Genomic DNA, 14,618 nt, shown 5'->3' with positions numbered 1-14,618 from the left:
GATAACCCCCTCTATCTAAAAAGGTACAAGCCATGTCAAATACCAGTCAAGCAAATGGTCCCCCCATAAACAGGCGATATAAACGCCGACGGCCAGATGGGGCCCCAGCGGAAGTGCCTGTTTCCACCCGAGAGCTTGACCGCGCAGAGCCTTCCAGCCAATATATAGACAGGCAGTGAAGGATGCGAGCCAAAATGCAACTAAGACATGGGGCCAGCCAATCACCCACGCGGACATGGCCAGCAATTTCGCATCTCCTCCGCCCAATCCCTCCGTCACCCACCCCACAAATAATAATCCCCCCAGAGCAACCAGGAAAGCCAGCAGATATTTTGTGAAAGGTTGTGGATGAAATGCAATTCGAAACAAAAAGAAAACAATGATGCCAGTATAGGTAAAACAATTTGGAATCAAACCGGTCCACAGATCGGTGAGCGACAAAAGAATGAGCAACCAGATGAGCAGTAAGTGGATCCATGCTTCCACCGTTGCGCCGCGCTGCATTACGACCGGCATGGCCGCAAGACCGGCAACAGCTTGAACCCCTGTTTGGAGCACGGAAAGCCTTCTTCGACAACGGGAGCACCGATTAATCTTCCGGCTGGAAAGCGACAGCCCGTCACACCTGTCACAGAGCCAGCCCTTAAAGTCAGAGGGGTCAGCTCTTCTTGCCAGCGACCAGCGGGCAATCGGCGGCAACCAGCGGGCAACAATCACACTTACTGCAACCAGCAATCCTGTCTCCCAGTTAAACATGATCCGCTCCCACACATTTTCTCTTTTTATCTGAAAGAAATCCGGAATCGATTTTGCCTCTCGCGATCAGCTGCTGTATTGCCGCTTCCAGTGTCTGCATTCCGTGTGCAGAGCCGGCCTGCATCAAAGATTGCATCTGATGGCGTTGATCTGTGCGAATAAGGTTGGCCATGGCCGTTGTATTAACTAAAACTTCAAACGCGGCAATCCGTTTTTTGCTGCCCTGTTCCGGCAGCAACCGTTGCGATACAACTCCCAGCAAAACTGAGGCCAGCTGTGAGCAAACCAGCGACTGTTGTTCCGGAGCAAACACATCTACCAGCCGGTGTACTGCCGCTGACGCCCGACCTGTATGTAAAGTTCCAAGCACAAGCTTCCCCGCCTCGGCAGCGCGGATCGCCGCCTGTATCGTTTCCAGATCCCTCAATTCGCCAATCATGATCACATCGGGATCCTGCCGCAAAGCTGATCGTACTCCCTGAGTAAAACTAACGGTGTCGACTCCGACCTCCCGTTGCTCAATCATGGACTGAACGGGAGTATGTATATATTCAATCGGATCTTCCAATGTTATGATGCGTAACGGCTGTGATTGATTGAAATAATGGATCAAAGAGGCAATTGTTGTCGACTTGCCGCTTCCTGTAGGGCCTGTGACCAATAACAGCCCCTGCTCCTGTTGGATCAAATCGAGCAGAACAGGCGGGATGTGCAGCTCCTCCGGTAAAGGGATATGCCGCGGGAACAGCCGAATTGCCACACTTGGCAATCTCTGCCGGAAGTAAGCATGAACCCGCACCCTCACTCCGTCAGGATGTTGAAAGGCAGTATTGGCTTCTCGGCGTTGATGGAATCGCTTTAATTCCTTTTCGCCAAACACTTGCTCCAGAAAGGCAAAAATCTGTTCCGGGCTACAAGCAGATTGTTGTAACATTTCCAATCTTCCCCGGACACGCACATTTGGAACCTGGCCACAGGAAAGATGAAGATCAGAGGCGTTCCTGGCAGTTGCTAATGATATAAGTTCAAGTACTTGCAAAACCGATTCCCCCATCCCGGGTTCCTCTGCCACTGTCTTTTCATCTATTCTTTTTCTTTATTTTACGAGAAAAAATGTTCCTATAAAAGTGGTTGTTTAAATTCGTTATGGCAGAATTTTTTTGTCTGCCCGTTGGGCTTATTGTTTTTGCAGTCTGTAGTCAATACCTTAAATCGGTTACAATAAAGTCGTATCTTTATAAACTTAGATTTTGCTTAACAAAGGGGCCTGACTATGCTTTGTGTGAAAAATCTTACTGGTGGTTACTCTGTTCACCAACCTGTGATACATCATATTTCGTTTGAGGTTCAGCCTTCGGAAATCGTAGGCTTGATTGGTTTAAACGGGGCCGGGAAAAGCACAACGATCAAGCATATCTTAGGACTTCTTTCGCCACAGGAAGGTACTGTGACACTCGGGGGAAAAACGCTGGCTGAAGACCCGGTTCATTTTCGTTCACAAGTTGCTTTTATTCCGGAAGCCCCCCAGTTTTATGAGGAATTGACACTATGGGAGCATATGGAACTGACAGCCCGGGCCTATCAGATGAAGCCAGATGTATTTAAAAAGCGTGCAGAACACTTATTAGAAGTGTTTCGCATGAAAAAAGTGGCGAAATGGTTTCCCAATACGTTTTCCAAAGGGATGCAGCAAAAAATTATGATTCTGTCTGCCTTTTTGGTGCAACCTTCTCTTTTGATTGTCGACGAACCATTTGTGGGGTTGGATCCTCTGGCGATTCAGGCGTTGCTGGAAATGCTGCAAGACGGAAAACAGCAAGGGATGGCGATCTTGATGTCCACTCATATATTGGGGATGGCGGAAAAGTATTGTGACCGTTTTGTCATTCTTCACGAGGGAAGAACCTCCTTGCATGGAACGTTGCCCGAAATGAGAAAGCAGGCGGAACAGCCAGATGCTTCACTTGAAGAATTATTTATCGGGGTCGCAAGAGGGTGAGACAATGAATACCGGTCAACTGTTTAAAGAGCGGATGCAAACATCATGGTTCCATGCGATTCGCATGTTGCGGGCGATCTTCAGCGGCGGCGGTACACCTCTTTTTGTGGGAATCTTTTTGATTCTGCTCTATTTCGGCTATACCCGTTTTCTGGAGTGGCTGCCGCGGGACTTCCCCACTGTCTCCCTTCTCGCCTTTATTTTTTCACTTTTTTTAACTTCCAGCCGTGTCCGGACCTGGATCCGGCAGCCGGATCTCGTTTTTTTGCTGCCAATGGAACCCGGAATGAAAGATTATTTTCGGGCCAGCCTGATTTACAGTTCTGTCATTCATCTGATTCATCTTGCCGTGATCACAGGCTTCGCTTATCCCTTGTTTCGGGTGCACTTGGGAAGCTCAACCGAGTTCGGAATCGTTTTCCTCTTGCTTGGGTTGATGCAAGTCTGGAATGTCCTTACCGGTTGGTATGAAGAGCGCTTATCTGTCTTCCGTTCACGCGCAATGGTCCGGATTCTCATTTTGCTGCGTTGGATTATCAACCTGGGGCTGGCTGCTCTTATACTGTCAAAAAACTGGACATTGGTTATACCCGCTCTTCTGATTCCCGCAGCGGTTTTATGGTACATCCGCTCAATCACACCGGCTCTCCCTTATCCCTGGGAAAAGCTGAAAAAGCGGGAACAACTGACCATATCCAGATACTATGCACTGGCAGGTTGGTTTATCGACGTGCCACAAGTAAAAAAAGAAGTTAAGCAAAGAAAAATATTGATTGGAATAATGAATCGCCTGTTCCCAAACCAGAAACCCCTGTCCTATTTATACTGGCGTTCATTTTTTCGCTACAGTGAACTTTTTCCGATCTATATCAGGCTGATGGGTTGGGCAGTTTTAATGGTTCTGATTCTGCCTCATCCATGGGTAAGCCTTACCTTGTTACTGCTCAGCCTCTGGATGTTTGGAGTACAATTGCCGGCAATCGCCGCCCCCGGACAATATCCTGTTTGGATTCGGCTCTACCCGCTTTCCAAGGAGGAGCAGATCCGGTCCCTCATCCGGATGGGCCGGGTATTGCTGGGATTTCAAACCGTTCTCTTCACACTGGTTTTATTTCTGTTAAACCGGATACCCGGACTGTGGGCGATGATACATGGGATCATTGGACTGCTCGCCGTCTATCTGATCAGTACATTTTATCTGCCAAGGCGGTTGCACAGGTGGATCAGTCTCTAAAAAAACCCCGGAGGGACCATGTAACTTCCCGCCGGGGTACAAATGTTACTTTTTCTGCAACTCTTTCACATCTTTTAAGATTTGCTCCGGATTCGGCTTTAAACCGTCATAAAACTTTACTACTTTGCCCGTGCCATCGATCAAATAAAACTGTGTCGGGTGGTTGACCAAAACTGGCACATCCGGTGAAGGCCCCTTTTGGTGTATGATGTTTCCTTTAAAAGTCTCTTTGGCAATCGGCTGGATCTCTTCCAATTTATAACCGGTTAAAAAGGTCCAGTTTTGCAGAATAGCGTTATGTTCCTCTGCAAACTTTTTCAGGACCGCCGGTTTGTCATAGTCAGGGTCAACACTGAAAGAGACAAAGGAGACATCCACTCCCGATTGATTCAAATGCTTTTGTACTTTAGCCATGTTGGCTGTCATCGGAGGGCAAACATTGGGGCAACGGGTAAATATAAAATCAGCAAGCCAAACTTTTCCTTTTAAGTCTTTGAGGCCAAAAGATTTTCCATTCTGATCGGTAAACGTAAAGTCCGGAACTTTCCAGTTTAGATCAGAAACATCATTGATTGATTGGGGAGATGAATTGGCCGCGGCTTGATTCGGGGCTTTCTCTTCCGTTGAAGTGGAACACCCGGCCACCGCCAGCATAAGGGCAGCCAGTCCAATCACGATCTTGCGCACTCTATATCTCAAGTTAAATCCTCCCAAAATCGATCATCTATATCCGATAAGCATCACTGCTACTAAGATATCATAAACCTGACAGACTTAAAGCCATTTCACAAAATTGCAATGAAATGGCTTTAAGTCTGTCAACGATTAGAAAAAGGACAGACCACAAACAGCGGTTCTGCCCTGTCATTTTGTACAGCAATAAAAAAAGTTCCTTATTTGTTCACTTTCAGCTTTTCCAATTCCGGGACCAGACCGTGGGAAACGCGCCAGATGTCGCCGGCTCCCATGGTTATCACAAGATCACCGGATCGCACATGGGTGAGCAGGTAATCGATCACTGCTTCTTTAGTGGCAATGAACTGTGTGTTTGGATTGCTGTTTTTGGTGATGAGTTCAGCCAGCCGTTCTGCGGTAACACCGGGAATTTGTTTTTCACCCGGAGGAGCATAGATGGTATTGATAATCACCTCATCAGCGAGGCCAAAAGCACGGCTGAATTCATCCATCAACAGATGAGTACGGGAATATCGCTGGGGCTGGAATACAATCACCATCCGCCTTCCGAGGGCTTTGGCCCCTTTGAGGGTTGCTTCAATTTCGGTGGGGTGATGGGCATAGTCGTCCACTACAAGAATGTCATCAACCTCTCCGATCACCTGAAAGCGGCGCTTGGCACCTTGAAATTCAAATAAAGCACCCGCAATATCCTCAAATTTCAAACCAATTTGCAAACATGCAATCACAACCGCGAGAGCATTGGAAACATTGTGGCGTCCCGGTATACGCAGCGTCACATCCCCAAGCGCTTCCTCCCCTTTAAGTACAGTAAAGGTGATTTCCCTCAGGTTCTCCCGGATATTGACAGCTGTATAGTCTGCCGGACGATCCAACGCATAGGTAATATACTGACCCCTTACTTCTTTTGCCATGTCACGCACATGGGCATCGTCCCAGCACAGGATCGCTGTTCCTTCAGGACGGACCTGGCTTAAGAATTCCCGGTAGGCTTGCTTCAGATTTTCAAAATCGCCGCCATAGTTTTCCAGATGATCCGGCTCAATGTTGGTCACAACGGCAATATGCGGATAATATTCCAGGAACGTCCCGTCACTTTCATCCGCTTCGGCTACTACGTAGTCGCTCCGGCCCGCTTTGGCGTTCCCCTTTAAGCCTACAATTTCTCCTCCGATAATATAAGTAGGATCCACCCCGCAGATCTCCAAAGTTTGCGCGATCATGGAAGAAGTGGTCGTTTTCCCGTGAGCTCCGGCGACAGCAATCCCTTTTTTGTTGTTAAGGAGCCTTGCCAGCATCTGTGAACGGTGCAAAGTTTCAATTCCCCGCTCTTTCGCAGCTGCCCGCTCCACGTTATCTTCCGCAATACTGGTAGAATAAACAATTGTTTCAGCGCCTTCTATATTAGAAGGATGGTGGCCAATGGTCACTTTTGCCCCGCGTTCCATCAGTTTTTGCACCAGGAGATTTTCCGCCACATCAGACCCTGACACATCATAACCGAGATCTAATAAAACTCGGGCAATTGCGCTCATGCCATATCCGCCAATTCCGATGAAATGTACATGTTTCTTTTCCAAAATCAATCACCAGCCTTTATATTACCTTTATTCGCTATACTCCTTGATCAGAAGCGGACGGACCTCGGAAATCAGGAAGAGAGAGCCGGTAATCAATAACAAATCCTTTTCTCCCGCTTTCTTTTTCATCAATCGAAGTCCCTCCTCAGCTGTGGATGCAGATTGAACGGACAGTTCCGGATTTAACTGCCGCACCTGTTGCGCCAGTTCTTCCGCAGGCAAGGCGCGTGGCAAATCTTGAACCTGGGTGGCAATCACTTGATGCGCCAGAGGAAGGAGAGGTTGAATCATTTCTGTTATGTCCTTGTCCCTCATCATCGCAACCATAAGAATAAGATGGTCGTATGTATACAATTGTCTTACTGAGGAAACCAGCGAGTGAATGCCATCCGGATTATGGGCCCCGTCAAGAACAATGAGGGGCTGGTCACTCACTTTTTCCAATCGACCCGGCCAGCTCGTCTTCTTCAGTCCCTGTTCAATATGTTCACGTTCAAGCACTGTCGCATAATGCTGGCGGAGTACCTCCAGTGCCATCAAAGCCGTTCCCGCGTTGCGAATTTGATGTTCCCCAACCAGCGGAATTTCCAGATCAGAAAGGGTGCCGTATGCGTTGGTGAAGTGAAATCTTTGGCCGTTGGGTGTCGCTGTTTTGGGTTCTGCTTGAAAATTTTTATGGATCACATAAAGAGAACTGTTTTTCTGTTTGGCTTGCTCAGTAATAACGGCCAGAGCCTCTTTATTTTCACTTCCGCAGACCACCGGAACTCCTGCTTTAATAATCCCCGCTTTTTCCCTGGCAATCTCAGCAATTGTTTCTCCCAGCCAGTCTTTGTGATCAAATCCGATATGGGTAATCACGGAAACCAGGGGATACACCACATTGGTTGAGTCACATCTGCCTCCCAGACCTGTTTCCCACACAATAAACCACGGGGAAGCCTCATAGGCAAAATAGCAGATGGCAATCAGTGTCCAAAACTCGAACGGGGAAGGCGCTCCCGGTCCGTGTTCGGCCATCTCGTCTGCCAGAGGGCGCAAAAAGTTTGCCCAGTGAACAAAAGAAGATTCGGCGATCGGCTCTCCGTCAAACTGAATCCGTTCATTCCAGTTTGTTACATAGGGGGAGATAAATAACCCCGTCGGATAACCGGCTTCCCGCAGGACAGAAGATATCATCGCAGCTGTGGAGCCTTTTCCGTTTGTCCCTGCAATATGGATAAATTTGCATCTTCTTTCCGGGTGATCAATCCGGTTCAGGATCCATTCCATCCTCTCTAAGCCGGGTTGAATCGTCCGTACACACCTGTGCTCCATCCAATGAAATACTTCTTCAGAGGTGGCAAACATCTTTGTTTGATCCATCTCATTTCTTTCCCTTCATAAACGTTCCCTGATTGTTCTAAAAAAATCTATACTCTGTTCATTTTCCATATAAGTGCCCCTCACGTCAATAAGAAAGAGAGGGCAGGAAAATCCCCCGCCCCGGAAAATAATGGATATATCAAGGGTTAAGCCCGGATCTCCGCAAGGCGGGCAAGTACTTTTTCTCTTTTTTCTTTATACTCCTCGCCTTTTTTCCTCTCCGCTTCAACGATATGAGCCGGGGCTTTGGCGACAAAACCCTGGTTGGACAATTTTTTCTCTACCCGCTCTACTTCCGCATTTAACTTTTTCAATTCGGCATTGAGGCGTGCCACCGTTTGCTCAATATCCACCAGACCTGCAAGAGGCAAAAACAGTTCCGCTCCCGTCACCACTGCGGTCATTGATTTTTCCGGCCGCTCCAGGTTTGGATCAATGGTCAAATTACTTACACCGCAGAGCCTGCGGATTGCCGGCTCATTATTTTTAATAGCCGCAGTTGTATCTGCATCCGGACGAATCAACAATTCGATTTCGTGCTTGGGAGCCACTTCCATTTCAGCCCGGATATTTCTTACTGCCCGAATCGCTTCAATCAAGACTTCCATTTCACGTACGGACTCTGGTGCATGATAAGCATCACTAGGGCTTGGCCAGCTGGCAATCGTAATGCTTTTTCCAGCCGTCGGTAAATGCTGCCAGATTTCTTCCGTAATGAAAGGCATCATCGGATGCAAAAGACGAAGCGATTGATCAAGCACATGAGCCAGAACGGCACGGGTTACCCGTTTGGCCTCTTCATCTTCCCCGTAAAGAGGCAGTTTGGCAAACTCTATATACCAGTCGCACAGCTCATCCCAGATAAAGTTGTACAATACACGGCCTGTTTCGGCAAAATCGTAGCGCTCAAGCAAACGGGTTACATCGGCGATTGTTTCATTGAGACGATGCAGTATCCAGCGGTCGGCGGTGGAAAGAGTACCCGACAGTTCCAACTCCTCAGCAGTGACCCCGTCCAGGTGCATCAAAGCGAAACGGGAGGCATTCCAAATCTTATTGGCAAAATGGCGGGCAGACTCGACACGCTCCCAGCGAAAACGCTGGTCATTCCCTGGTGTACAACCGGTGGAAAGCATAAACCTCATCGCGTCGGCTCCGTATTTTTCAATTACTTCCATCGGATCAACCCCGTTACCGAGGGACTTGGACATCTTTCTTCCTTCGGCATCACGGACCAGTCCGGTGATCAATACATCTTTAAACGGCTTTTGATCAGTAAATTCCAAACCGGAAAAAATCATCCGCGCCACCCAGAAGTAGATAATGTCGTAAGCGGTCAGTAACAGGTCTGTCGGGTAATATCGCTTTAAATCATCCGTTTCTTCGGGCCAGCCCAGAGTAGAGAACGGCCACAGTGCTGAACTGAACCAGGTATCTAATACATCTTCATCCTGCCTTAACTGGCTGCTGTGGCAATTGCTGCATTGGTCCGGTGTTTCGCGGGCGACCATCATTTCACCGCACTCGTCGCAGTACCAGGCAGGAATGCGGTGTCCCCACCACAATTGTCTGGAAATACACCAGTCACGAACGTTTTCAATCCAGTGGAGATAGATTTTCTCAAAGCGATCCGGAACAAACCGAACTCCTTCGCCACTTTTTTGTGCCTGAATCGCTTTTTCGGCGAGCGGTTTCATTGAGACAAACCATTGAGTGGAGAGATAAGGCTCCACAACCGCCCCGGAACGCTCACTGTGCCCCACCGAATGAGTATGCTCTTCAACCTCAGTGAGAACCCCTGCTTCCTGGAGATCTTTCACGATCTGTTTGCGGCACTCAAAGCGGTCCATGCCCTGATATTTCCCCGCCTGTTCATTCATCATCCCCGATTCATCCATGACGATGATTTGCGGCAGGTCATGGCGGATTCCGATTTCAAAGTCATTCGGGTCGTGGGCAGGAGTGATTTTTACAGCCCCGCTCCCAAATTCAGGATCGACATACTCATCGGCAATGATTGGAATCTCTCTACCGATAAGGGGCAGAACTACGGTTTTGCCGATCAAATCCTGATATCTCTCATCATCCGGATGAACAGCCACTGCCGTATCTCCAAGTATCGTCTCCGGCCGGGTGGTAGCGACACAGATCTTTCCGGAACCGTCTTTCAACGGATAGTCCATATGATATAAAGCACCTTTGACTTCTTTGTAGATAACTTCAATATCAGAGAGCGCAGTACGCGCTTGCGGGTCCCAGTTGATAATATATTTGCCGCGATAGATCAATCCTTTTTCATACAGGCGGACAAATACTTCATTAACCGCATTGGACAATCCTTCATCAAAAGTGAACCGTTCCCTGGAGTAATCGAGTGATAACCCCATTTTTCTCCATTGTTGCGAAATATTAGCTGCATATTTTGCTTTCCATTTCCAAACTTCCTCTAAAAACTTTTCCCGACCCAAATCGTGGCGGCTCAGTCCTTGTTCACGCAGTTTTGCTTCCACCCGTGTCTGGGTGGCAATTCCGGCGTGGTCCATCCCCGGCAGCCACAGGGCATCATATCCCTGCATCCGTTTCCAACGGATTAAGATATCTTGCAGAGTGTTGTTCAATGCGTGTCCGATGTGCAAAGTGCCGGTAACATTTGGAGGCGGGATCACAATTGTGTAAGGCTCTTTTTCGGGATCTTGACCCGCTTCAAAAAATCTTCCCTCGATCCAGTAATCGTACCATTTTTCTTCTGCTCGCTTCGGATCATAAGCCGAAGGCAGATTGCTTTGTACAGGTTCAGCCATATCCATTTCCTCCTTCAAACAAATAAAACCTTTCGTCTCAAAGGACGAAAGGTTATTTTCGCGGTACCACCTTTGTTCACTGACCGATGAAAAAATCAGTACACTTAAAGCCTGAATAACGGTCAGATCCGGTTAATCCTACACAGCAACGCCTTCAGATTAACAGCTCCAGGGCGACATTCAACAGCTCTCCCTTAAGAAACCTTTCAGCCGGGGGTTTCTCTCTCTGCAAGGTACAGCAACGTTTACTCTTCCCTATCACAGCCAAAAAGAAAAAGATTCCATTGTTTGTTTATTATATTACAACGAGACAGGATGGGAGTCAAACATTATGGCAAAAAATACGGCAGGGAACAGCCCGCCGTATTTTTTTGCTTCATTTTCATCGAAGTGCCAATTATTCCTCAACCAAAACTATAATGAATAGAAGATCAATATGATGTCCGGTTGCTTATCTGATTCCAAAAGTATGTTTAATATATTCATACATCGCGGGCGGGTCGGCTAAAAACGTCACCAGGAGGATTGTGCATAACAGCAGGATACTGAGAAATGAAAGAAACAGCACTCCCCGATATGCTTTCCTTACCATGGACTTTACCAAACTCAAGATAATAAACCCCTTCCTAAGAGCATCCGATTTCTTTTCGCTTTAACATATTCTTATTCTCCACTTTTCGTACTCATCTGTCCAGTATTTATGTTAAAAGTGGCCGAAAAACCTGTCACAACGGGGATCTTAAGCATATAATTTGATCAAGGGAAACTTTTTTTCTTTATGTAACTTTTGTTGGCCTATGGTTTGTACCTCTGGCAAAAATCTTGAGCATATGAAGGGATTTATTATGATAAAAGCACTTTTATGGGCATTTCTTCTTACCTTGCCAGCGAAGGCAATTGAAAAATGTTTCCGGAAAATCAAATAAAAAAACCCGGTTTCCCCGGGTTGAATCCGTTGACAAACAATCTCACTGGCAACGGAACGTTTTCCGCATCCGGCCTCCATCGCTCGCTGTCAATGATCCTTTTGGAAAAAGATCCCTGGTGGTTACTGTTTACGATGTTTATCTGCTACTAAAAATATAGTCAAATATGCCCATATCTGAGTTTTCCAATTTTAACCATCCCTGCCTGCGCCGCCTTACTCGCTACTACAGCTTGATATGACTGTCCACAGGCGTAAATTCCCGACTAGCCATCGGTACATATACATGATTTCATGATTCATTATGTGCTCATCATGTATGGATATTAGGCTTGGTTTTCGCCTTAGGACATTCTTTGTAGCAGTCTTCCTCTTTTCAATTTTAAAACTACACAGGTCTAATTTGGCTATATTGTGCTGTTAACTACCTCCTTTTTTTTTGCCTGAACGCCTCGAGACCGAAACGACTGAATTTTGCCGTTTGTCATCCGGACGTGCTTTTTTGTTAGTCCACAGGCTCTTTACTATTTCTTGCAATAAATGATGCTGATGCAGTTCTGCTTCCAAGCGTTTTACCGCCTGTGCCTCTTCCTGTGCAATTTTATTTTCTTCATAATACTGATTGACAGTTTTGATCAGCCGTTCCGGATATGACAGATAAAGAGCCAACAATTTTTTCTCCTTTGGCTGTAACTTCCACTCGCTCTCATATGCTTCCAAAATTTCAAGCGGTTTCTCCGGGTGATTGGCAAACGCGGTTGACCTTTTCATCAATGTAGCCAGATCACGGACCGGACTGTCTACCTGGGCATGGTCAAAATCAATGATATAGTAATGATCCACCTCTTGCACAAGGTTACTGGGATGGATTCGTTTATGACACAGCGTATAACGGGGAAACTTCCCGTCTTCGTTCTCTTTGATCCGTTCCATCCCGCGAATAGAGAAGGAAAGGGAATGCTCAATGTTTTCCTGGTTAGCTGAAAAGCATTTATCAAACGGGGATTGAAATTCCCGGCTTTGGATCTGTTCGGTCACTTCGGATAGCTTCTCTTGTTTTTGCTTCCACCCGTTCAGAAAATCGTCCGAGATGGTTGTACACAAGTCGGGATATGGTTTCACCAGAGATTCAGCTAAACGGTGTAAGCAAGCCAGCGATTTAGCAAGTTCATTCACAGCTGGTACTTTTTCCTGATCCGGAAACCCGTGAGTCGTTTTCCACGGTGTCGCATACCAGACACCACTTTGTTCTAAAGCAACAGGCTCTCCCTGTGATGTTGGCACCCAGGGCAATAGATGGGAAAAGCCTTTTGCGCGAATTCCATCCAGAATACGGTGCAGGAGAAGCAGTTTTTCCCGCGGGGCTTTCGACTTTTTTAATGCATACACACCTTCGCGGCATGTAATGCGCCAAATTCCTCCCACATTCTGTACCAGTAATGGTTCCCAATTATACTGTTTAAGTACTTCCCCCAATTCCATCCCCTGAACAAACGGTTGATGATCCAACGCAGTTCCCCCTTTCTAACCCCGAATATCTTCAGATGTTTCTTCCCGTTGCCGGCAGGGGATGTAGATGATCTGTCCTTCTTGCAATCGGTCTGTCTGGAGTTTATTTAAGCGGATAATCTCATCAGCGGTAATTTGATATTTCCCTGCCAAATGGTCAATGGATTCGTCCTTTTGCACAATGACCATGCGCATAGAAGCAAAATGGTCTTCCTTGTTGCCGACAAGCCAACTCGCCCAATCTGTTCCCTGTTTTTTTTCCGTTTGTTCAGTCTCATCCTCCATCTGCTCATGGCGGGCTTTTTCTTCTTCAGCCTGATCCTCTGCTTCCTGCCGTAAGTATTCGGAGGAGTCTTTTTTTCTCTCCTGACGCTCTGCCCAGAAATCATGTGCGGTCTGAGGCTTAAAAACAGGGGCAGGGTGTTGTTCATCGGCACTTTTACGTGATCGGAAATCTAACTGTGGACCCTCTACATGTTCTTCATCCTCTACAACTTTCAATTCTCTCCGTTCGTCCTGCTCCTCCGGTTGTAATTCCTCTGCTTCCTGTTTGTGTACGGAATCCTGTTGTTCCGGATGCGGTGTGGCCGGCGGCGGCTCCATTTTTGCTTCTTCCCGATGCTCTTCTTGCTCTTCGCGATTCTCCCCCATACTGCTGACTGCTAAAGGCTGTGCGGGTGATCCGGAAAATACAGGGACTTCTGCCTGCACTTCCTCTATCTCTGATACATCTTCCGGTTTTTTCTCCGGGAGAAGTCCATCAATCATCAAAATCGCTTCAATTTGCAATTCAAACGGAGACAACACACTGTAGTCAAAGGTTTCTACTTCAGCCGAAATATGGTCAAGCTCTGCTCGGTCTGCCGGGAGTGTAATCTCCACCGGGATCACATAAGCAATCTCTTGCCTGTTTGCCTCTTCGGGATCATCGTCCAGATGTAAGTGAACATCCTCCCGTGACGAATCGGCCTGCTCTCCGAGATAAGCTCCGTTTAAACGAAGGTATCCTTGAATTTTGAGATGTTGTCCTTCATCCCTGATTTCTACATCCGGATATAAATCCAACTCCAGGAGGGTGCCGATGCCGGGTTGTTGAGGGTTTAATCGGACCTTCTCCGAAATATCAAAACGGAGTTGGTTAAACTGATTCTCCATGTAAAGATCCCTCCTTGTAACAGATTATTGCCGAAACTTAAGACCTTCCTCTTCCATTTGCAAGGTCATAGGTTTAGGACGTTACTGTATCTATATGCGATTGAAATGGGGTTATAACCATTGAATGGACAAGTAGGAAAAGATAAGAAAAAATAGAAAAGGATAGGCGGGATTGTACCCGTTTGTCCAAGAGGGCATACTGAATTTTACTGTGCGGTCATGCGTTTTTTGAGAACTGATTGAAGGAATGCCAAGAACAGTAATATAGATAAATAAAAGAAAGGGAGCACTATAAAATTTAAGGGGTAAAGCGCTATTTTCCGCACAAAGATCAAAAGGATGACCAGAACCACCGGATGGGAAACATAGCGAGGCCATTGAATATTTAATCGATCGCCTGCCCAGGTGATCAGCAGACCTGCTGACAAAGCTGTGACAATTGCACAAAGATTGTGCAAACGTCAAAAGAATTGTGCAACTTCTGACAAAGAAGAAGCACTCCCTGCTTTGCATGATCAGGAAGTGCTTCTTTATTTTTTCATATGAGTCGTTTTGATTCCAGAAACTGTAGAATGATCATATTTAGTAATCGTTCTGC

General features: G+C 46.9%; 11 protein-coding genes and 1 other annotated feature. Of the genes, 2 read left to right on the top strand and 9 right to left on the bottom strand.

The window, feature by feature from the left end:
• Positions 1-15: 15 nt before the first annotated feature.
• Together I8U27_RS17705 and I8U27_RS17700 are read right to left on the bottom strand one after the other, a co-directional pair.
• Positions 16-756 carry a prepilin peptidase gene (locus tag I8U27_RS17705; RefSeq protein ID WP_181754294.1) on the bottom strand — a complete coding sequence of 247 codons (741 nt, stop codon included), beginning with the start codon at positions 754-756 and terminating at the stop codon, positions 16-18.
• Positions 749-1,810 carry a type IV pilus twitching motility protein PilT gene (locus I8U27_RS17700; protein WP_181754367.1) on the bottom strand — a complete coding sequence of 354 codons (1,062 nt, stop codon included), beginning with the start codon at positions 1,808-1,810 and terminating at the stop codon, positions 749-751. Before I8U27_RS17700 ends, I8U27_RS17705 begins: the two co-directional genes overlap by 8 nt.
• A gap of 219 nt (positions 1,811-2,029) precedes the next feature.
• On the opposite strand from I8U27_RS17700, the gene I8U27_RS17695 reads away from it, so the two are divergent.
• Positions 2,030-2,755, top strand: coding sequence for an ABC transporter ATP-binding protein (locus tag I8U27_RS17695; protein ID WP_181754291.1), 726 nt, complete (start codon positions 2,030-2,032; stop codon positions 2,753-2,755).
• 4 nt (positions 2,756-2,759) lie between these two features.
• Positions 2,760-3,989, top strand: coding sequence for an ABC transporter permease (locus tag I8U27_RS17690; RefSeq protein ID WP_181754289.1), 1,230 nt, complete (start codon positions 2,760-2,762; stop codon positions 3,987-3,989).
• 45 nt (positions 3,990-4,034) lie between these two features.
• On the opposite strand, the gene I8U27_RS17685 is transcribed toward I8U27_RS17690, so the two are convergent.
• The 7 genes from I8U27_RS17685 to I8U27_RS17655 all read right to left on the bottom strand — a co-directional run bounded on the left by I8U27_RS17685 (position 4,035) and on the right by I8U27_RS17655 (position 14,020).
• The gene (locus I8U27_RS17685; RefSeq protein ID WP_181754287.1) at positions 4,035-4,688 is read right to left on the bottom strand and encodes an SCO family protein; all 654 of its coding nucleotides are present in this window, start codon (positions 4,686-4,688) and stop codon (positions 4,035-4,037) included.
• Between the two features lie 194 nt (positions 4,689-4,882).
• A complete protein-coding gene (gene murC, locus I8U27_RS17680; RefSeq protein ID WP_181754364.1) occupies positions 4,883-6,268 on the bottom strand; it encodes a UDP-N-acetylmuramate--L-alanine ligase in 1,386 nt (461 codons plus the stop codon).
• Between the two features lie 24 nt (positions 6,269-6,292).
• Positions 6,293-7,630 (bottom strand): bifunctional folylpolyglutamate synthase/dihydrofolate synthase, encoded by a 1,338-nt coding sequence (locus I8U27_RS17675; protein WP_181754285.1) that lies wholly within the window; start codon positions 7,628-7,630, stop codon positions 6,293-6,295.
• A gap of 146 nt (positions 7,631-7,776) precedes the next feature.
• Complete coding sequence (locus I8U27_RS17670) at positions 7,777-10,431, bottom strand: valine--tRNA ligase (RefSeq protein ID WP_181754283.1); 2,655 nt, start codon at positions 10,429-10,431, stop codon at positions 7,777-7,779.
• A 37-nt stretch (positions 10,432-10,468) separates the two neighbouring features.
• Positions 10,469-10,702: a binding site (T-box leader), on the bottom strand.
• 180 nt (positions 10,703-10,882) lie between these two features.
• Positions 10,883-11,041: a hypothetical protein gene (locus I8U27_RS17665; RefSeq protein WP_181754281.1), complete on the bottom strand. Its 159-nt coding sequence runs from the start codon at positions 11,039-11,041 to the stop codon at positions 10,883-10,885.
• A 735-nt stretch (positions 11,042-11,776) separates the two neighbouring features.
• The gene (locus I8U27_RS17660) at positions 11,777-12,865 is read right to left on the bottom strand and encodes a phosphotransferase (protein WP_181754279.1); all 1,089 of its coding nucleotides are present in this window, start codon (positions 12,863-12,865) and stop codon (positions 11,777-11,779) included.
• Positions 12,866-12,880: 15 nt separating this feature from the next.
• Positions 12,881-14,020, bottom strand: a complete 1,140-nt coding sequence (locus I8U27_RS17655; protein WP_181754277.1) for a LysM peptidoglycan-binding domain-containing protein — start codon at positions 14,018-14,020, stop codon at positions 12,881-12,883.
• Between the last annotated feature and the right edge of the window lie 598 nt (positions 14,021-14,618).

It is taken from the genome of Paenactinomyces guangxiensis (assembly GCF_016055185.1).
GTDB classification, from domain to species: Bacteria; Bacillota; Bacilli; order Thermoactinomycetales; family Thermoactinomycetaceae; genus Paenactinomyces; species Paenactinomyces guangxiensis.
This window is presented reverse-complemented; position numbering and strand designations above follow the sequence as displayed.